This is a genomic window from Kluyvera sp. CHPC 1.2972, assembly GCF_036759925.1.
GTDB lineage: Bacteria > Pseudomonadota > Gammaproteobacteria > Enterobacterales > Enterobacteriaceae > Kluyvera.
In genome coordinates this window covers 45,479-63,079 of the sequence record NZ_JAPKIB010000016.1, presented here as the reverse complement: position 1 = coordinate 63,079, position 17,601 = coordinate 45,479, and the positions used below count along the sequence as shown (strand labels likewise).

Annotated in this window: 18 protein-coding genes and 1 riboswitch; of the genes, 10 read left to right on the top strand and 8 right to left on the bottom strand. The window is 57.0% G+C overall.

Annotated elements, in window-relative coordinates; genetic code table 11:
* Positions 1-17: 17 nt before the first annotated feature.
* Positions 18-941, bottom strand: a complete 924-nt coding sequence (yvcK, locus tag V6944_RS19500; RefSeq protein WP_333500149.1) for a uridine diphosphate-N-acetylglucosamine-binding protein YvcK — start codon at positions 939-941, stop codon at positions 18-20.
* A gap of 240 nt (positions 942-1,181) precedes the next feature.
* Positions 1,182-1,318, top strand: a riboswitch (molybdenum cofactor riboswitch).
* On the opposite strand from yvcK, the gene moaA reads away from it, so the two are divergent.
* From moaA to V6944_RS19465, 7 genes are all read left to right on the top strand, one after another.
* Positions 1,306-2,295, top strand: a complete 990-nt coding sequence (gene moaA / locus V6944_RS19495) for a GTP 3',8-cyclase MoaA (RefSeq protein WP_333500148.1) — start codon at positions 1,306-1,308, stop codon at positions 2,293-2,295. It overlaps the preceding riboswitch by 13 nt.
* 22 nt (positions 2,296-2,317) lie before the next feature.
* Positions 2,318-2,830, top strand: a complete 513-nt coding sequence (moaB, locus tag V6944_RS19490; protein WP_035892242.1) for a molybdenum cofactor biosynthesis protein B — start codon at positions 2,318-2,320, stop codon at positions 2,828-2,830.
* A 3-nt stretch (positions 2,831-2,833) separates the two neighbouring features.
* On the top strand, positions 2,834-3,319 hold the full coding sequence (gene moaC / locus V6944_RS19485; protein ID WP_333500147.1) for a cyclic pyranopterin monophosphate synthase MoaC: 486 nt from the start codon (positions 2,834-2,836) through the stop codon (positions 3,317-3,319).
* The gene (gene moaD / locus V6944_RS19480) at positions 3,312-3,557 is read left to right on the top strand and encodes a molybdopterin synthase sulfur carrier subunit (protein WP_333495883.1); all 246 of its coding nucleotides are present in this window, start codon (positions 3,312-3,314) and stop codon (positions 3,555-3,557) included. Before moaC ends, moaD begins: the two co-directional genes overlap by 8 nt.
* A 1-nt stretch (position 3,558) precedes the next feature.
* Positions 3,559-4,011 (top strand): molybdopterin synthase catalytic subunit MoaE, encoded by a 453-nt coding sequence (gene moaE, locus V6944_RS19475; RefSeq protein ID WP_035892247.1) that lies wholly within the window; start codon positions 3,559-3,561, stop codon positions 4,009-4,011.
* Between the two features lie 53 nt (positions 4,012-4,064).
* Positions 4,065-4,769 (top strand): Bax inhibitor-1/YccA family protein, encoded by a 705-nt coding sequence (locus V6944_RS19470; protein ID WP_035892249.1) that lies wholly within the window; start codon positions 4,065-4,067, stop codon positions 4,767-4,769.
* A 251-nt stretch (positions 4,770-5,020) separates the two neighbouring features.
* Complete coding sequence (locus tag V6944_RS19465; protein ID WP_220438392.1) at positions 5,021-5,431, top strand: YbhQ family protein; 411 nt, start codon at positions 5,021-5,023, stop codon at positions 5,429-5,431.
* Here the strand turns inward: V6944_RS19465 and V6944_RS19460 are convergent.
* From V6944_RS19460 to cecR, 5 genes are all read right to left on the bottom strand, one after another.
* Positions 5,393-6,499 carry an ABC transporter permease gene (locus V6944_RS19460; RefSeq protein ID WP_185666701.1) on the bottom strand — a complete coding sequence of 369 codons (1,107 nt, stop codon included), beginning with the start codon at positions 6,497-6,499 and terminating at the stop codon, positions 5,393-5,395. The genes V6944_RS19465 and V6944_RS19460 overlap by 39 nt on opposite strands.
* 90 nt (positions 6,500-6,589) lie before the next feature.
* Entirely contained in the window at positions 6,590-7,723 is a 1,134-nt protein-coding gene (locus tag V6944_RS19455; RefSeq protein ID WP_185666700.1) for an ABC transporter permease, read from the bottom strand.
* Entirely contained in the window at positions 7,713-9,452 is a 1,740-nt protein-coding gene (locus tag V6944_RS19450) for an ATP-binding cassette domain-containing protein (protein WP_333500146.1), read from the bottom strand. Before V6944_RS19450 ends, V6944_RS19455 begins: the two co-directional genes overlap by 11 nt.
* Positions 9,445-10,440 (bottom strand): secretion protein HlyD, encoded by a 996-nt coding sequence (hlyD, locus tag V6944_RS19445; protein WP_333495878.1) that lies wholly within the window; start codon positions 10,438-10,440, stop codon positions 9,445-9,447. Before hlyD ends, V6944_RS19450 begins: the two co-directional genes overlap by 8 nt.
* Positions 10,437-11,114 (bottom strand): transcriptional regulator CecR, encoded by a 678-nt coding sequence (gene cecR / locus V6944_RS19440; protein WP_333500145.1) that lies wholly within the window; start codon positions 11,112-11,114, stop codon positions 10,437-10,439. Before cecR ends, hlyD begins: the two co-directional genes overlap by 4 nt.
* 228 nt (positions 11,115-11,342) lie before the next feature.
* Between cecR and rhlE the strand changes: the two genes are divergently transcribed.
* The 3 genes from rhlE to ybiB all read left to right on the top strand — a co-directional run bounded on the left by rhlE (position 11,343) and on the right by ybiB (position 16,009).
* Entirely contained in the window at positions 11,343-12,728 is a 1,386-nt protein-coding gene (rhlE, locus tag V6944_RS19435) for an ATP-dependent RNA helicase RhlE (protein WP_333500144.1), read from the top strand.
* 96 nt (positions 12,729-12,824) lie between these two features.
* Positions 12,825-14,978 (top strand): ATP-dependent DNA helicase DinG, encoded by a 2,154-nt coding sequence (gene dinG / locus V6944_RS19430; protein ID WP_333500143.1) that lies wholly within the window; start codon positions 12,825-12,827, stop codon positions 14,976-14,978.
* A gap of 62 nt (positions 14,979-15,040) precedes the next feature.
* A complete protein-coding gene (gene ybiB, locus V6944_RS19425; RefSeq protein ID WP_333500142.1) occupies positions 15,041-16,009 on the top strand; it encodes a DNA-binding protein YbiB in 969 nt (322 codons plus the stop codon).
* Between the two features lie 174 nt (positions 16,010-16,183).
* Here ybiB and ybiJ read toward each other — a convergent pair whose 3' ends face one another.
* A complete protein-coding gene (ybiJ, locus tag V6944_RS19420) occupies positions 16,184-16,444 on the bottom strand; it encodes a DUF1471 family protein YbiJ (RefSeq protein ID WP_185666760.1) in 261 nt (86 codons plus the stop codon).
* 464 nt (positions 16,445-16,908) lie between these two features.
* Complete coding sequence (gene ybiX, locus V6944_RS19415) at positions 16,909-17,586, bottom strand: PKHD-type hydroxylase YbiX (RefSeq protein ID WP_333500141.1); 678 nt, start codon at positions 17,584-17,586, stop codon at positions 16,909-16,911.
* Positions 17,587-17,601 lie beyond the last annotated feature (15 nt).

The window sequence follows — 17,601 nt, the reverse complement described above, 5'->3', positions numbered from 1 at the left end:
CGTTTTTTAAGACAACCTTAAGATTTTAAGGAAACGCGACCAAAAGCCTGGAGTGCCTCTTCCAGTGCGGCACGTAGCAACTGGCGATCGTGGCGATACGGAATATCGCTGGCCTCAAGCGGCTGCTGAATGACCAGTTTCCCCTCTACGCCACTGATATCGGTTTTGGGGCCAGCAATCACGGCATCGATAACGGGTTTGCCAATGTAGTGCTCCAGCAGGACAAGGCGGTCGCCAAGGGTTAAGTGGCCTGCGGGGCTGTGCTCCCGGCCGAGGTTTTCAATGTAAACCATTTGTGCCGGGGTGCGGCGCAGCGCCTGGGCAATCTCCGGCAGCAGCAGAATAGGCAGCAGGCTGGTGTAAAAGCTGCCGGGGCCAATCAGAATCAGATCCGCCTCGGCGATAGCCTGTACTGCCTCGCGGGTCGCGGAAACCGACGGCGTTAGCATCAGCTCCTGCGGCGGCAGCGCAAGCTGATCGATATTCACTTCGCCGTAGATTTCATGCCCCTCGCTATCGATCGCCATTAAATCGACCGGCTGCTCGGACATGGGAATCAGTGAAGCCTCAACTTTCAGCAGATTTCTTATTAAATTGATCGCCTCTAAAGGCCGCACGCTCAGGTGGTCTAGCGCCTTTAACATCAAATTTCCGAGGTTATGTCCGGAAAGTTCTCCGTTACCGCCAAAACGATACTCAAACATCGTCGAAGCAACGCTGGGTTCGGTAATTAACTGATTAAGGCAGTTACGCATATCGCCCCAGGCGATGCCGCCTTCCGAACGACGGATACGCCCCGTTGAGCCGCCGTTATCGGTGGTGGTGACAATGCCGGTCAGGCGAGAACCAAGGGTGGAGAGAGACGACATCACGCGTCCAAGTCCGTGCCCGCCGCCGAGCGCCACAACGCGGTCGAGATCGGCAAAAGTGCGATTGCGCATACAACTTCCTTATGTCTGAAAAACCTGCTTACATTAGCCTAACTACCTCTAAAAGACGATGCTCCACCCCCAGCAAAATGACGTATATCAATGCAAAAACGTGATTTTTACGTATTCTGTAGGGAAAGTGCACGATAGGCTCGCTATATACAAGTTTATATAGCGAAAGCGAAAATGGCGAAACCTTTATTCTCGCGCTACTATTCGGCATAACATGGTTCAGTCATCCTGCTATGCAGGTTGAACAACACACTCTAGCCTCTGCGCCTAAGTTGAAAAATACGGCGCTTTGGCCGCAACAGCCAACGCTGTTGCCAGGGCGAAGGAAGAAATGATCTCGCCTCCCGTATTTGGAAAGGTGTCTATGGCTTCACAACTCACTGATGCGTATGCACGCAGCTTCTACTATCTGCGTTTGTCGATTACCGACGTATGCAATTTTCGCTGCACCTACTGCCTGCCAAACGGCTACCAGCCTAATGGGGTCACCAATAACGGATTTCTGTCTCTGGACGAAATTCGCCGGGTGACGCGCGCCTTTTCGGCGCTGGGTACGGAAAAAGTCCGTCTGACCGGCGGGGAACCCTCGCTGCGTCGCGACTTTACCGACGTCATCGCCGCTGTGAGAGAGAATGCCGCTATCCGCCAGATTGCTGTGACTACCAACGGTTACCGCATGGCGCGCGACGTAGCGGGCTGGCGCGATGCGGGCTTAACCGCGATTAACGTCAGCGTCGACAGTCTTGACGCGCGTCAGTTTCACGCCATCACTGGCCAGGATAAATTCCGCCAGGTTATGGACGGCATCGATGCCGCCTTTACCGCGGGCTTTGAAAAAGTGAAGGTCAACACCGTGCTGATGCGCGATGTTAACCATCACCAGCTCGACACCTTTCTGGCGTGGATCAAACCGCGCCGCATTCAACTCCGCTTTATTGAACTGATGGAAACCGGCGAAAGCAGCGAGCTGTTCCGCAAGCACCATATCTCTGGCATGGTGCTGCGCGATCAACTACTCAAACGCGGCTGGATCCATCAAATCCGTCAACGCAGCGACGGCCCGGCGCAGGTCTTCTGTCATCCCGACTATGAAGGGGAAATCGGCTTAATTATGCCGTATGAGAAAGACTTCTGCGCCAGCTGTAACCGTCTGCGCGTATCGTCCATTGGGAAGCTGCATCTGTGCCTGTTTGGCGACGGTGGCGTTGACCTGCGTGAACTGCTGGCGGATGACGCTCAGCAGCAGGCGCTGGAAGCGCGTATTGCCGAAGCGTTAACCCACAAAAAGCAGACCCACTTCCTGCATCAGGGCAATACCGGAATTACGCAGAATTTGTCCTATATTGGTGGATAATTCCAAATCAAGGAGCACGTAAATGAGTCAGGTGAGCGCTGAATTTATCCCGACACGCATTGCTATTCTTACTATTTCCAACCGTCGCGGCGAAGAAGATGACACCTCCGGTCACTTCCTGCGCGACTCTGCCCAGGAAGCCGGGCATCAGATAGTCGATAAGGCCATCGTCAAAGAGAACCGCTATCAGATTCGCGCCCAGGTTTCCGCCTGGATTGCCCGCGACGACGTACAGGTGGTGCTGATTACCGGCGGTACCGGTCTGACCGATGGCGACCAGGCCCCGGAAGCGCTGTTGCCGCTGTTCGACCGCGAAATCGAAGGCTTTGGCGAAGTGTTCCGCATGCTCTCCTTTGAAGAGATTGGCACCGCCACGCTACAGTCCCGCGCCGTCGCCGGAATGGCGAATCGCACGCTGATTTTCGCGATGCCGGGTTCCACCAAAGCCTGCCGGACCGCGTGGGACAATATTATTGCTCCGCAGCTGGATGCCCGTACGCGTCCGTGTAACTTCCACCCTCATCTGAAGAAATAAACGATGTCGCAACTGACCCATATCAACGCGGCGGGTGAAGCCCACATGGTGGATGTCTCCGCCAAGGCAGAAACCGTTCGCGAAGCGCGCGCTGAAGCGTTTGTTACCATGCAGCCGGAAACCCTGGCGATGATTATCGAAGGCAGCCACCACAAAGGTGACGTGTTCGCCACGGCGCGCATCGCCGGTATTCAGGCGGCCAAGCGCACCTGGGATCTTATCCCGCTGTGCCATCCGCTGATGCTGAGTAAGGTGGAAGTTAACCTGCAGGCCGAGCCGGAACACAACCGCGTACGCATTGAATCGCTGTGTCGTCTGACCGGGAAAACCGGCGTCGAAATGGAAGCGCTGACGGCCGCCTCGGTCGCCGCGCTGACGATTTACGACATGTGCAAAGCGGTACAAAAAGATATGGTCATCGGCCCGGTTCGTCTGCTGGCGAAAAGCGGCGGCAAATCGGGCGATTTCAAGGCGGATTCCTATGATTAATGTGCTGTTTTTTGCTCAGGTCCGCGAGCTGGTGGGCACCGATTCGCTGGCGCTGACGCCTGAGTTTGCAACGGTTGAAGCGGTACGCCAGCATCTGGCGGCGCAGGAAGGGCGCTGGTCTCTGGCGCTGGAAGAGGGCAAGCTGCTGGCGGCGGTGAATCAGACGCTGGTGAGCTTCGACCATCCGGTTGCTGACGGCGACGAAGTGGCGTTTTTCCCACCGGTAACAGGAGGTTAAGATGAGCGAGACCCGAATTATCGTCCGCCACGAACGCTTCAGCGTTGGGGATGAATACCCGTGGCTTGCCGAGCGCGACGAAGATGGCGCGGTCGTGACCTTTACCGGCAAGGTGCGTAATCACAATCTGGGCGATAGCGTCAAAGCGCTGACCCTGGAGCACTATCCGGGCATGACGGAAAAAGCGCTGGCGGAAATCGTTGATGCCGCGCGCGAACGCTGGCCGCTCGGCCGCGTGACGGTCATCCACCGAATCGGTGAAATGTGGCCAGGCGAGGAGATTGTGTTTGTTGGGGTGACCAGCGCGCACCGCAGCAGCGCGTTTGACGCTGGCGAATTTATCATGGACTACCTGAAAACCCGTGCACCGTTCTGGAAGCGTGAAGCGACGCCGGAAGGTGAGCGCTGGGTCGAAGCCCGCGATAGCGATAAACACGCTGCCGAGCGCTGGTAAGCCGTGAATGTGATACGCTTAGAATAAGTTCTACTCACACTCAGGAGAAAGTCATGGAACGATTCCCTCGGTCCGATTCCATTGTGCAGGCGCGTAGCGGTCTGCAAACCTATATGGCTCAGGTATACGGCTGGATGACCTGCGGGTTGCTGCTGACGGCGTTTATCGCCTGGTATGCGGCAAATACTCCCGCGGTGATGATGTTTGTCTTTTCCAGCAAAATTACCTTCTTTGGGCTGATCATCGCGCAGCTGGCGTTGGTGTTCGTGCTTTCGGGCATGGTTCAGCGTCTTAGCGCAGGCATGGCGACTACGCTGTTTATGCTCTATTCAGCGCTCACCGGGCTGACGCTATCGAGTATTTTCATCGTCTATACCTATTCGTCCATCGCCAGCACCTTCGTGGTGACCGGCGGGATGTTCGGTATTATGAGCCTGTACGGCTACACCACGAAGCGTGACCTGAGCGGCTTTGGCAACATGCTGTTTATGGCGCTGATTGGTATCGTACTGGCGTCGCTGGTGAACTTCTGGCTGAAAAGCGATGCGCTGATGTGGGCGATTACCTACATCGGGGTGATTGTGTTTGTGGGCCTGACCGCCTACGACACCCAGAAGCTGAAAAATATCGGCGAGCAGATTGACGTTCGCGATTCGTCGAACCTGCGCAAATACGCCATTCTTGGCGCGCTGACGCTGTATCTCGACTTCATCAACCTGTTCCTGATGCTGCTGCGTATTTTCGGTAACCGCCGCTAAATGCCTCCCCGGCGTCGCTGCGCTCGGCCGGGCTACAGACTCGAATTTGTAGCCCGGCCGAGCGCAGCGACGCCGGGAATCTCACCTAATCCCCTGCATTTTCCTCTTCGTTAAATGAATGTTTAGGCACAATTCATCACTCTGTTGGTGAAAATAGTGACAACAGCGTCACAAAAAGCACCACTATTACGGAATTTTCCGTAGACTTGAGTACTCTGAATAAGCGAATAAAATTCTTCAGGAGAGAAGCCATGAAGTGGCAACAACGAATTCGTGTCGCAACGGGACTCAGTTGCTGGCAGATTATGTTGCATTTACTGGTCGTCGCCGCACTGGTGATGGGCTGGATGGGCGGCGCGCTGGTACGCGTTGGCCTGGGGCTCTGCGTGCTGTATGCCGTGACCGTCGTATTGATGCTGGCGCTGCAGCGCCACCCTGAGCAGCGCTGGCGCGCGTTCGCCGACGTGCTCGAAGAGTTAACCACCACCTGGTATTTCGGCGCGGCGATGATTGTCGTCTGGCTGTTGTCACGCGTGTTGCACAATAACTACCTGCTGGCGCTGGCCGGGCTCGCTATCCTCGCAGGCCCAGCCGTGTTCTCGCTGCTGGTGAAAGAGAAAGCCTCAGGCGATCTTGCGGCGAAACATCGCGTACGCCACTGATCCCGTCGTGGCCGCTATAAACAGTAGCGGCCACAAACTCCCCCAGATAATTGACAAACTCGCATCCTTCAAATAGATCTGCTTGGTGATATCGGTAAAGTGACGAATCGGGTTTATCCACGTCAAATGCTGCAGCCACAGCGGCATGTTCTCCACCGGCGACACGTACCCTGAAAGTAGAATCGCGGGCATCATAAAGACGAATACGCCGATAAACGCCTGCTGCTGGGTTGAGCACAGCGACGAGATAAGTAGCCCGAAGCCCACCAGCGAGAGTCCGTAAATCACCATCGTAAAGTAGAACAGCGCCAGCGACCCGGCGAAGGGGATCTGATAGGCCCAGATCCCGACCGCCAGCACGATGCTTGCCTGGAAGGTTGCCACAATCAGCGCGGGCACCGCTTTGCCGACGAAAATTTGCCAGGTGGCCAGCGGGGAGACCAGTAGCTGGTCAAGCGTGCCCTGTTCGCGTTCACGCGCCACCGACAGCGAGGTAACGATCATCACGCCGATGGTGGTGATCATGGCGATCAGCGACGGCACCACGAACCATTTGTAATCGAGATTAGGGTTATACCAGTTGCGTACCACCAGCTCGCTATTATTGGGCTTCGCTTTCCCCTCCAGCAATTCCTGCTGATAGTTTTTGACGATCTGCTGGAGATAGTTAGCGGCAATCTGGGCGCTGTTCGAGTTGCGCCCGTCGAGCAGCAGCTGCATCGGCGCGGTCTGGAACGTGTCGAGATTACGGGAAAAATCGGCCGGGAAGCGCACCAGCAGCAGCGCCTTCTGGGTGTCGATGGTCGGCTGGATCTCCTGCGGGCTTTGCAGCAGCAGAACGTGGGTAAACGCTTTGGCGCGGGCAAAGCGCTGGGTCAGCTCCACCGAGTGCTTGCCGTTATCTTCGTTATAGACGGCGATGGTGGCGTTGGTCACCTCCAGCGTGGCGGCAAAGGGGAACAGTAGCACCTGGATCAGCACTGGCATGATCAAAATGGCACGCGTCTGCGGCTCGCGCAGCAGCGACTGTAGCTCTTTGCGGATAAGCGTCCATAAGCGGTACAGCATGTGAATTCTCCATTGTCCCCGGGGTCACTTCGTTCGCCCGAGCTACAGATAAAGGGTTGCCCGGGTGAGCGCAGCGACCCCGGGAAAGCATCAATCCAACCGACGTTTGGTTTTCATCCACGTCAGACCAATAAACATCACCGCCGAGGCAATCAAAAACAGCGTGTTGACCATCAGCACCACCGGAATATTCCCCGCCAGAAACAGGCTTTGCAGGGTGCTGACGAAATAGCGCGCCGGAATGATGTAGGTCACCACGCGAATAGCCGCTGGCATACTATCAATCTGGAAAATAAACCCGGACAGCATAATCGACGGCAGAAACGCGGCGTTGAGCGCCACCTGGGCGGCGTTAAACTGGTTGCGGGTGATGGTCGAAATCAGCAACCCCATTCCCAGCGTGCTGAGTAAAAACAGGCTGGTGATGAAAAACAGAATCACCAGCGAACCGCGATACGGCACGCCGAGCACAAACACCGACACCAGCATACAGAGCAGCATCGCCAGCATGCCGAGGAAGTAGTAGGGGATAAGCTTGCACAGCAGCAGTTCGACGCGGGTTACTTCGGTGGAGAGCAACGCCTCCATGGTGCCGCGCTCCCATTCGCGGGCGATCACCAGCGAGGTCAGGATCGCGCCGATGACCGTCATAATGATGGTTATCGCCCCCGGAATAATAAAGTGCTGGCTGATGGCCGCTGGGTTAAACCAGTAGCGGGTTTGCACGTCGATAAGCGGTTCGAAGCTTTGTCCGTTGTCCTCGGCGCGCTGTTTCTGCCACAGCTGCCAGATCCCCTCGACGTAGCCCTGCACAAAGTTAGCGGTATTAGGCTCGCTGCCGTCGGTGATCACCTGAATCGGCGCATCGTCGCCGGGGCGGGCCATTTTCTTATCGAAATCGACCGGCACCACCACCAGGCCGCGAATGCGTCCGGCCTGCATCATCTCAATCAGCTGCTGGCGGTTGTCGCTGATGGTGGCGTCGATGTAGGGCGAGCCGGTGAGGGTATGGGTGAAGTCCAGCGCCTCTTTGCTCTGCTGTTCGAGCAGCACGCCAACCCGCAGCTTGCTGGAGTCGAGGTTAATGCCGTAGCCAAAAATAAACAGCAGCATCAGCGGGATCACTACCGCAATCAACCAACTGCTGGGATCGCGGACGATCTGCCGCGTCTCCTTCACGCACAGCGCACGTACGCGCCGCCACGATAGCCCTTTAGCGCTCATCGGCATGCTCCTTATCCCAGTCGTGGATGAGGGTGATAAACGCCTGCTCCATGGTGGGGTCAGGCTGTTGCTCATCCGCGGCTTCGGCTTTCAAATCGTCCGGCGTGCCGCTAGCAATCAGCTTGCCGCGATAGACCAGGCCGATACGGTCGCAGTACTCGGCCTCATCCATAAAGTGGGTGGTCACCATCACGGTGACTCCTTTTTCCACCATGCTATTGATATGCAGCCAGAATTCGCGGCGGGTGATGGGGTCAACGCCCGAGGTGGGTTCATCGAGGAACAGAATATCCGGCTCGTGCATTAGCGAGCAGGCCAGCGCCAGACGCTGCTTAAAGCCCAGTGGTAACGCGTCGGTGGTGTGGCGAGCGATTTCCTTCAGGCCAAACGCTTCACTCATACGCTCAATTTTGTCGTTCTGCACGCGACCGCGCAGGCCATATACACCGGAGAAGAAGCGCAGGTTCTGCTCTACGGTCAGGTTGCCGTAGAGGGAAAACTTCTGCGCCATATAGCCCAAATGCTGGCGAGCTTTGCCCGAACCGGTTTTCAGATCCATATCCAGCACTAACGCATTGCCGGAGGTCGGTACCAGCAGGCCGCACATCATCTTGAAGGTGGTGGATTTTCCCGCGCCGTTTGGCCCGAGCAGGCCGAAAATCTCGCCGCGCTTGACGGCAAAATTCACGTGGTCGGTGGCGGCGAAATCGCCAAATTTCTTGGTGAGCTGCCTCGCTTCGATTACCGTTTCATCCGCCGTGCCCTGAACGGTGTGCAGAATCGCCCCCAGCGGAGATTCAGAGGTGCCCGCACCGCCGAGTAGGTCGATAAACGCATCTTCAAAGCGCGGCGTGGTTTCTTCAATTTCTAATTCCGGCATCCCCGGCGCGCGTTTGAGATCTTCGGCCGTTGCCGATTTCTTCAGGATAACCCGCACCGAGCGCCCCTGAATCATGCCGTCGCTGACCATCTCCTGCTTCAGCGCGTGCTGTAACAGTCGGCGGTTATTCTCCACCGGGCTATGCATTAAAAAGCTGCGCCCGGCCATGGTGCGGGTGAGGGCGGTGGGTTCGCCCTGATAGAGCAGCTCGCCTTCGTTCATCAGCAACACGTCCTGGCACTGCTCGGCTTCATCGAGATAGGAGGTGCTCCAGAGGATCAGCATCCCGTCGCCCGCCAGTTCATGCACCATCTGCCACAGCTCGCGGCGGGAGATGGGGTCAACGCCGACGCCGGGCTCATCGAGCAGCAGTACCTTCGGTTCGCCAACCAGCGTACAGGCGAGTCCCAGCTTCTGTTTCATACCGCCGGAGAGCTTACCGGCTAGCCGAGAGGTGAACGGGCCGAGCGCGGTAAACTCCAGCAGGCGAGCGAAGGTTTTCTCGCGCGCTTCGCCGGTGACGCTGCGCAGGTCGGCGTAGAGGTTGAGGTTCTCCATCACCGTGAGGTCTTCGTAAAGACCGAACTTCTGCGGCATATAGCCCATCACCGAGTGCAGGGCGCTACCATCACGAATCGGGTCAAGCCCCAGCACCACGGCGCTGCCGTCGTCAGGCTTCAATAAACCCGCCAGCATGCGCATCAGCGTGGTTTTCCCCGCACCGTCCGGGCCGACCAGCCCGGTGACGTAGCCGGCGTTAATCGTGCAGTCCAGCTTCGCCACCGCCGGTTTATTCATGCCAGCGAACTGTTTAACCAGCCCGTGCAGCTGAATCTGTTGGTCACTCATGGCGTGACTCATCGCTAAAGCGCAGGGTGACCGGCATTCCCTGACGCAGGCTGTCGTCGGCATCGGTCACGATAATACGCAGGCGGTAGACAAGGTCGGTACGCAGGTCCGGCGTCTCAACGGTTTTCGGGGTGAATTCTGCGGTAGGCGATACAAAGCCAATTTTGCCGTGATACGGCTTATCCGGGCGACCGTCGGTATAGAGCAAGATCTCGCGACCCGGCTGCGCCTGGCTGAGATTTTTTTCATCGACATAGGCACGAACCCAGACCGGACGGGTCAGGGAGAGCGTCAGCACCGTGCTGCCTGCGCTGAGCATGCTGCCGGGTTCCACGGCGCGGGTGAGCAGCGTACCGTCGGAAGGGGCGGTAAGCACGGTGTCCTGTAAGTCTAGCGTGGATTGCGCCAGCTGCGCCTGCGCTTGTTCCAGATTGGCTTTGGCCTGGGCGATTTCCTGCGGACGGTTACCGGCGCGGTACTGACTCAGTTTATCCTGCGCGGATTTCAGCGTCGCCAGCGCCTGGTCACGTGAGGATTTCGCGTTTTCCAGATCGTTTGCCGACAACAGCCGTTTGCTCCACAGCCCCTGCTGGCGCTGCAAGAAGCTCTGCGCGTAGTCATAGGCGGCCTGCGCCTGTTTGACAGCCGCTGCTGCCTGCGCAATCTCTTCGGCCCGGTAGCCCGCCATCATCAGGTCATACTGCGCCTGGGCGGTGGCGACGTTGGCTTTGGCCTGCATCAGCGCGTTTTCAAACGGTGCTTTATCCAGTTCGCCTAATGTCTGCCCCTGTTTGATGGCATCCCCTTCGTCAACCGATAGAGACTGCAGGCGGCCGCCGACGCGGAAGCTCATATTAACGGTGCGGATATCGACGTTCCCGTACAGGGTCAGGCCGTTATTTTGCCGACTCTGATACCACCATGTTCCGCCGCCAATCAGGGCGACGATGACCACCACGACCAGAATAAGCGCTACCGGTTTTTTCATGACTTCAGGCTCCTTTGCATCAGTCCTTGCAAAATCAAATCGATGTGGCAGGTCACCACCTGGAAAATCTGCTCGGCCTTGTCGGCATCAAACTGCGACCAGCCGGTACGCATCAGGATGGTTTCCCGTCCGAGGCGAAAGGCCAGCACTTCGCCGAGCAGCGCGTGGGTATGGAGGATCATCTGCGTACTGTTGGCGTCGCAGCCAGTATAGGCGGCAATCAGCCGGGTGAGGTGCGCGTGCAGCGGGGCGATGACCTGATCGTGGATCCGCTGGTAGGCGGCGGTCGGCGAAAGCTGCTCGCGGGAGATAAACTTGCTGAGGTTCAGGGTATCGTCCTGAGTCAGCAGCAAAATCATATTCTGGCAGGCGCGGAGGATCAGCGCGCGCATGGCGTCTCTGTCCGGCTCTGGCTGGGCAAAGAGCTGTTCTGCCGCTTCGGCATGCGGGCGGAAGTTCTCGCCAATAAAGTCGGCAATCCACTGCGCGCAGGCCTGGTATAAATCTTCTTTTGAGCCAAAATAGTAGGTAATCGCTGCGATATTCTGCCCGGCCTGGGCGGCGATATCTCGGGTGGTGGCATGCAGCCCGTACTCGCCAAACTGGGCGAGCCCCGCGGCTATCAGCTGGCTTTTGGCCTGCTCACCTTTGCTGGTTATTGGCGTTGTGCTCATGGTGCCACCAAAATTAATCAAACGATTGATTAAGATTATGCCGCGTTTTTAAACTTGTCCAGTCTGGTGAATAATCTTGTTTTCTCCCCCGGAGGGGATAATTTATGCGGTGCATCACAAAAACTGCTACACTCCGCCCCTTCATGACATTGTGGTTTTTGTCATTCCCCCGTTTTTTATCCCCTCGAAAACTACACCGCGTGCGGTCGGGGTGGGTGTGGAGTATGTATGTCTTTTGATTCCCTCGGACTGAACCCCGATATTCTGCGTGCCGTTGCTGAGCAGGGCTACCAGGAACCCACTCCTATTCAGCAGCAGGCGATTCCTGCTGTACTGCAGGGCCGTGACCTGATGGCTAGCGCGCAGACCGGCACCGGTAAAACCGCAGGCTTTACGCTGCCGCTGCTGCAGCTGCTGGTTTCTCGCGAGCCGCACGTTAAAGGCCGTCGCCCGGTGCGCGCGCTGATCCTCACGCCAACCCGTGAGCTGGCCGCCCAGATTGGCGAAAACGTCCGTGAATACAGCCGCTACCTGAACATCCGTTCGCTGGTGGTTTTCGGCGGGGTGAGCATTAACCCGCAGATGATGAAGCTGCGTGGCGGCGTTGACGTTCTGGTGGCAACGCCTGGCCGTCTGCTGGACCTCGAACATCAAAACGCCGTGAAGCTGGACCAGATTGAAATTCTGGTGCTGGACGAAGCGGACCGCATGCTGGATATGGGCTTTATCCACGATATCCGCCGCGTGCTGACTAAGCTGCCAGCCAAGCGTCAGAACCTGCTGTTCTCCGCGACCTTTTCTGACGACATCAAATCACTGGCTGAAAAACTGCTGACTAATCCGCTGGAAATCGAAGTGGCGCGTCGCAACACCGCTTCTGAGCAGGTGACGCAGCATGTGCATATGGTCGATAAAAAGCGTAAGCGTGAACTGCTGTCGCAGATGATTGGCCAGGGTAACTGGCAGCAGGTGCTGGTTTTCACCCGTACCAAACACGGCGCGAACCATCTGGCGGAGCAGTTGAACAAAGACGGCATCCGCAGCGCGGCAATCCACGGCAACAAATCGCAGGGTGCGCGTACGCGTGCGCTGGCTGATTTTAAATCCGGTGATATTCGCGTGCTGGTGGCAACCGACATCGCGGCGCGTGGCCTGGATATCGAAGAGCTGCCGCACGTGGTGAACTACGAGCTGCCGAACGTGCCGGAAGATTACGTGCACCGTATTGGCCGTACCGGCCGTGCGGCGGCCACCGGTGAAGCGCTGTCTCTGGTGTGCGTTGATGAACTCAAACTGCTGCGTGACATCGAACGTCTGCTGAAGAAAGAGATCCCACGTATCGCCCTCGATGGCTATGACGTCGATCCGTCAATCAAAGCCGAGCCGATTCAGAACGGTCGCCAGCAGCGTGGCGGCGGGAACGGCGGCAACGGCGGTGGCCGTGGTCGCGGTCAGAGCCAGGGTCAAGGCCAGGGGGCGGGTCGCAGCCAGCAGCAGCCGCGTCGTAACGATGGCGGTGCGCCGAAAGCCAAACCGCGCAGCGCAGAGGGCAAGCCGGCTGGCGATAAGCCACGCCCACCGCGCCGTCCGCGTAAACCTGCAGCAGCGCAGTAAATTGCGAGCCCGGCCGAAAGCCGGGCTTTCTTTTTTGCGGCGGCGTACAGAAAATGCCACAATAGTGGCTGTTTATACAGTATCTCAGGTTTTCTCATGGCTTTGACCGCTGCGCTAAAAGCGCAAATCGCCGCCTGGTACAAGGCGCTTCAGGAACAGATCCCCGACTTTATTCCCCGCGCGCCGCAGCGGCAGATGATTGCGGATGTCGCCAAAACGCTGGCGGGAGAAGAGGGACGGCACCTGGCGATTGAAGCGCCGACCGGCGTCGGCAAAACGCTCTCGTATCTGATCCCCGGCATTGCCATTGCCCGCGAAGAGCAAAAAACGCTGGTGGTCAGTACCGCCAACGTCGCCTTGCAGGATCAAATCTACAGTAAAGACCTGCCGCTGCTGCGCAAAATTATCCCCGACCTGCGCTTTACCGCGGCCTTTGGCCGTGGGCGCTACGTCTGTCCGCGTAATCTGGCGGCGCTGGCCAGCACCGAGCCGAATCAGCAGGACCTGCTGGCGTTCCTCGACGACGAACTCACGCCAAACAATCAGGAAGAGCAGAAGCGTTGCGCAAAGCTGAAGGGTGACCTTGACGGCTACAAGTGGGACGGCCTGCGCGATCACACCGATATCGCCATTGACGACGATCTGTGGCGCCGCCTGAGCACCGATAAAGCCAGCTGCCTGAACCGTAACTGCCACTACTACCGCGAATGCCCGTTCTTCGTCGCTCGCCGCGAAATTCAGGAGGCGGAGGTGGTGGTTGCCAACCATGCGCTGGTGATGGCCGCGATGGAGAGCGAAGCGGTACTGCCAGAGCCGAAAAACCTGCTGCTGGTGCTGGATGAAGGCCACCATTTGCCTGACGTCGCGCGTGACGCGCTGGAGATGAGTGCGGAGATTACCGCGCCGTGGTATCGGCTGCAGCTCGATCTCTTCAGCAAGCTGGTAGCGACCTGCATGGAGCAGTTCCGCCCGAAAACCACGCCGCCGCTGGCGCTGCCGGAACGGCTGAACGGCCACTGTGAAGAGCTATATGAGCTGATTGCCTCGCTCAACAATATTCTGAATCTCTATCTGCCCGCTACCCAGGAGGCTGAACACCGCTTCCCGATGGGCGAACTGCCCGATGAGGTGATGGAGATTTGCCAGCGTCTGGCCAAGCTTACCGAGATGCTGCGCGGGCTTGCCGAGCTGTTCTTAAACGATCTGAGTGAAAAAACCGGCAGCCACGACATTGTGAGACTGCATCGCATTATTTTGCAGATGAACCGCGCCCTGGGCATGTTTGAGTCCCAGAGCAAGCTGTGGCGGCTGGCTTCGCTCTCTCAAGCGTCGGGCGCGCCGGTCACCAAGTGGGCGACGCGTGATATGCGCGACGGGCAGATGCACGTCTGGTTCCACTGCGTGGGCATTCGCGTGAGCGATCAGCTCGAACGCCTGCTGTGGCGCAGCGTGCCACATATTGTCGTCACTTCGGCAACTTTGCGTTCACTGAACAGCTTCTCTCGTCTGCAGGAGATGAGCGGCCTGAAGGAGAAGGCGGGCGATCGCTTTGTCGCGCTGGATTCGCCGTTCAACCACGTCGAACAGGGAAAAATCGTTATTCCGCAGATGCAGTACGAGCCGCTTATCGATAACGAAGAGCAGCATATTGCTGAAATGGCGGCCTACTTCCGCGAGCAGGTTGAGAGCAAAAAGCACCACGGCATGCTGGTGCTGTTTGCCAGCGGGCGCGCGATGCAGCGTTTTCTCGAGTACGTCACCGACCTGCGGCTGATGCTGCTGGTGCAGGGCGATCAGCCGCGCTATCGCTTGGTGGAGCTGCACCGTAAGCGGGTGGAGAACGGCGAGCGTAGCGTGCTGGTTGGTCTGCAATCTTTTGCCGAGGGTCTGGATCTGAAAGGTGATCTGCTCACTCAGGTGCATATCCACAAAATAGCCTTCCCACCGATTGATAGCCCGGTGGTGATCACCGAAGGGGAGTGGCTGAAAAGCCTCAACCGCTATCCTTTTGAGGTGCAGAGTCTGCCTAGCGCATCGTTTAACCTGATTCAGCAGGTGGGTCGACTCATTCGTAGCCATGGCTGCTGGGGCGAAGTGGTTATCTACGATAAGCGGTTGTTGACCAAAAACTACGGTAAGCGTTTACTGAATGCGTTACCGGTTTTCCCGATTGAACGCCCGGAAGTGCCGGAAGTGAAGCAAAAAGCCCCCACGGCGAAACCCAAATCGCCGCGCCGTAAAAAACGGTAGCCCGGTCGAGCGTTGTGCCGTCGGGACGAAGCCGCCGAATGAGCATGTAAAAGGAGCAGCACATGGATTATCGCAAAATCATCAAAGAAATCGGGCGCGGTAAAAATCACGCTCGTGACCTGGACCAGGAGACCGCGCGCGGCCTGTATAGCCACATGCTGGATGGCGACGTGCCGGACCTGGAAATGGGTGCGATTTTGCTCTCCATGCGTATTAAGGGCGAAGGCGAAGCGGAGATGCTCGGCTTCTACGATGCGATGCAGCAAAAGACGCTGCGCTTAACGCCGCCAGCAGGCAAACCCATGCCTATCGTCATTCCGAGCTATAACGGCGCGCGTAAGCAGGCCAATCTGACGCCGCTGCTGGCGATGCTGTTGCACAAGCTGGGCTTCCCGGTGGTGGTGCACGGCGTGAGCGAAGACCCGACCCGCGTCATTACAGAAACTATTTTCGCTCTGATGGGCATTGAGCCTACTCGCCACGCCGGTCAGGCGCAGGCCAAGCTCGAAGGCCATCAGCCGGTCTATATTCCGGTCGGCGCACTGTGCCCGCCGCTGGAGCGGCAGCTGAATTTCCGCTGGCAGCTTGGCGTGCGTAATAGTGCCCATACGCTGGCGAAGCTTGCCACGCCGTTTGAAGAGAATGCCGCGCTGCGTCTGTCCAGCGTGTCGCATCCCGAATACGTGGGGAAGGTGGCGAAATTCTTTGCCGATATCGGTGGGCGCAGCCTGCTGATGCATGGTACGGAAGGTGAGGTGTACGCCAACCCGCAGCGTTGCCCGCAGATCACGCTGATCGATGCAGAGGGTGTGCGAGTGGTTAATGAACGTCAGAGCGAGCAGCCGGAGACAGAAGTGGTGCTGCCGTCGAGCAAGGATCCTGAAATCACCGCTCAATGGATTGAACGCTGTGTGGCGGGCGTTGAGCCGGTGCCGCATTCGCTGAAAATTCAGCTCGCGTGTTGCCTGCTGGCGACGGGGGAAGTAGAGAGTATTGAAGAAGGGCTGGCGCGAGTGGCGCAGTCGTATTAAGCCGTAGTACTTTCCCGGGCGAGGCGTTTACGCCGACCCCGGGAAAGCACCATCCCCAAATTCCACGCAAAAAAAAGCCCGGCGTGGCGGCCGGGCAAATAAGGGTATCAACAAGTTTAATGAGGGTTGGAGCACCCGCGAGAGGTCAGGCCCACGGGGTAGTACATCGGTTGGTTATTTGTAGATAACCGCGGTGCCGCTAACTTTGTTGTTGGTGTTAGCGGAGGTGATGCTGTAACCGGATGCGCCAGCGTCAGCAGCTTTCTGCGCCAGTTTTGCTTCCAGACCATCCAGCGTGCTTGCACCGTTCGCAGATACCACACCAATTTCATTCATTTTTTGCGCTTGTTCCTGAGTGACCGGTTGTGCAGCAAAAGCACCGAAAGACAGGGTAGAAAGGGCAATAGCAGCAACAGCATATTTAATCGTTTTCATCATTAATCTCTCGCAGGTGATGTTGTTCGGATGACGTTGTTTCCGTCGATGTGAGAAGTATCACGCTTTTATTCGGTGGAATAAATCGAAGAGAATTGATGTCCATGCTCAAAAAAATTGAACAATTATTAATGTATTGATTACTAATAAAATATTCATGAAATGAATGCATTTGCGGAGTGTCTAGCGGTCAGAGCGCGATCTAGCGCACAATTTGCCACTTTATTTGCCAAAAAGCGTGCTCGTAAAGATAACCGATTGCTCTGTATATTCAGGTATAGATTTGTCACCATAGCGGGTTTGATCGCCTTTAATTAGCATTATATTCCAACAAATGAATTAGACGTAAACTTTTGTCATGGGTTTGTTTTTTGATGGAGCGGTTTGCCATTGATAGCCACTAATGACCGTATCATTCGCTGATCCCGTTTATCTCCATCATAAAATTTGAGAAATATTTTGGGCTAAATTTCCGACCATTCCCGCAGCAGGTTATGGTAGAGATTAAGCAGCGAAAGCGCCTCATCCGACTCACCGTGACGACGTTTTAAAGACTGAATATTGCCATCAAGCTCAAACAGCATGGCGCGACGTTTGTCATCGCGAATCATCGACTGAATCCACATAAAGGAGGCGATGCGGACGCCTGAGGTCACCGGCGTGACGCAGTGCAGGCTGCTGGAAGGGTAGAGCACCACATCGCCCGCCGGAAGCTTCACCGCGTGCTGGCCGTAGGTATCGTTAATAGTCAGTTCGCCGCCCTCATAGCTTTCCGGGTCGGACAAAAATAGCGTGGCGGAGAGGTCGGTACGCATCCAGCCGCTTTGCGGATGCTGACGTACCGCGCCATCGACATGAAAACCGTAGGTCTCCTGCTGCTGATAGCGGTTGAACAACGGGCTGGAGATCGTCCTGGGTAGCGCTGCGGCGAAGAACAGTGAGTGGCGATTCACCGCCTCCAGTACTTTCGCCTGCAGGCGGACGTAGCGTTCGCTGCGAGTGTCGACCTGCTGATTTTGCTTAACCTGCGCCCCCTGCGCTCCGACGGTCGCTCGACCGTCTACCCACTCCGCCTGGTCCAACTCTTCAACAAGCAGGCGAACCTCGTCGGCGTTCAATACGCCAGGAATGCGGTACATCATGGGAATCTCTCCTTA

Coding starts and splice junctions, on each gene's coding strand:
- cecR (WP_333500145.1), bottom strand. CDS start 11,114: ATGAGCACAACGCCAATAACCAGCAAAGGTGAGCAGGCCAAAAGCCAG.
- V6944_RS19470 (WP_035892249.1), top strand. CDS start 4,065: ATGGAACGATTCCCTCGGTCCGATTCCATTGTGCAGGCGCGTAGCGGT.
- V6944_RS19450 (WP_333500146.1), bottom strand. CDS start 9,452: ATGAGTGACCAACAGATTCAGCTGCACGGGCTGGTTAAACAGTTCGCT.
- ybiX (WP_333500141.1), bottom strand. CDS start 17,586: ATGATGTACCGCATTCCTGGCGTATTGAACGCCGACGAGGTTCGCCTG.
- V6944_RS19465 (WP_220438392.1), top strand. CDS start 5,021: ATGAAGTGGCAACAACGAATTCGTGTCGCAACGGGACTCAGTTGCTGG.
- moaB (WP_035892242.1), top strand. CDS start 2,318: ATGAGTCAGGTGAGCGCTGAATTTATCCCGACACGCATTGCTATTCTT.
- ybiB (WP_333500142.1), top strand. CDS start 15,041: ATGGATTATCGCAAAATCATCAAAGAAATCGGGCGCGGTAAAAATCAC.
- rhlE (WP_333500144.1), top strand. CDS start 11,343: ATGTCTTTTGATTCCCTCGGACTGAACCCCGATATTCTGCGTGCCGTT.
- hlyD (WP_333495878.1), bottom strand. CDS start 10,440: ATGAAAAAACCGGTAGCGCTTATTCTGGTCGTGGTGGTCATCGTCGCC.
- moaE (WP_035892247.1), top strand. CDS start 3,559: ATGAGCGAGACCCGAATTATCGTCCGCCACGAACGCTTCAGCGTTGGG.
- V6944_RS19460 (WP_185666701.1), bottom strand. CDS start 6,499: ATGCTGTACCGCTTATGGACGCTTATCCGCAAAGAGCTACAGTCGCTG.
- ybiJ (WP_185666760.1), bottom strand. CDS start 16,444: ATGAAAACGATTAAATATGCTGTTGCTGCTATTGCCCTTTCTACCCTG.
- moaA (WP_333500148.1), top strand. CDS start 1,306: ATGGCTTCACAACTCACTGATGCGTATGCACGCAGCTTCTACTATCTG.
- V6944_RS19455 (WP_185666700.1), bottom strand. CDS start 7,723: ATGAGCGCTAAAGGGCTATCGTGGCGGCGCGTACGTGCGCTGTGCGTG.
- yvcK (WP_333500149.1), bottom strand. CDS start 941: ATGCGCAATCGCACTTTTGCCGATCTCGACCGCGTTGTGGCGCTCGGC.
- moaC (WP_333500147.1), top strand. CDS start 2,834: ATGTCGCAACTGACCCATATCAACGCGGCGGGTGAAGCCCACATGGTG.
- moaD (WP_333495883.1), top strand. CDS start 3,312: ATGATTAATGTGCTGTTTTTTGCTCAGGTCCGCGAGCTGGTGGGCACC.
- dinG (WP_333500143.1), top strand. CDS start 12,825: ATGGCTTTGACCGCTGCGCTAAAAGCGCAAATCGCCGCCTGGTACAAG.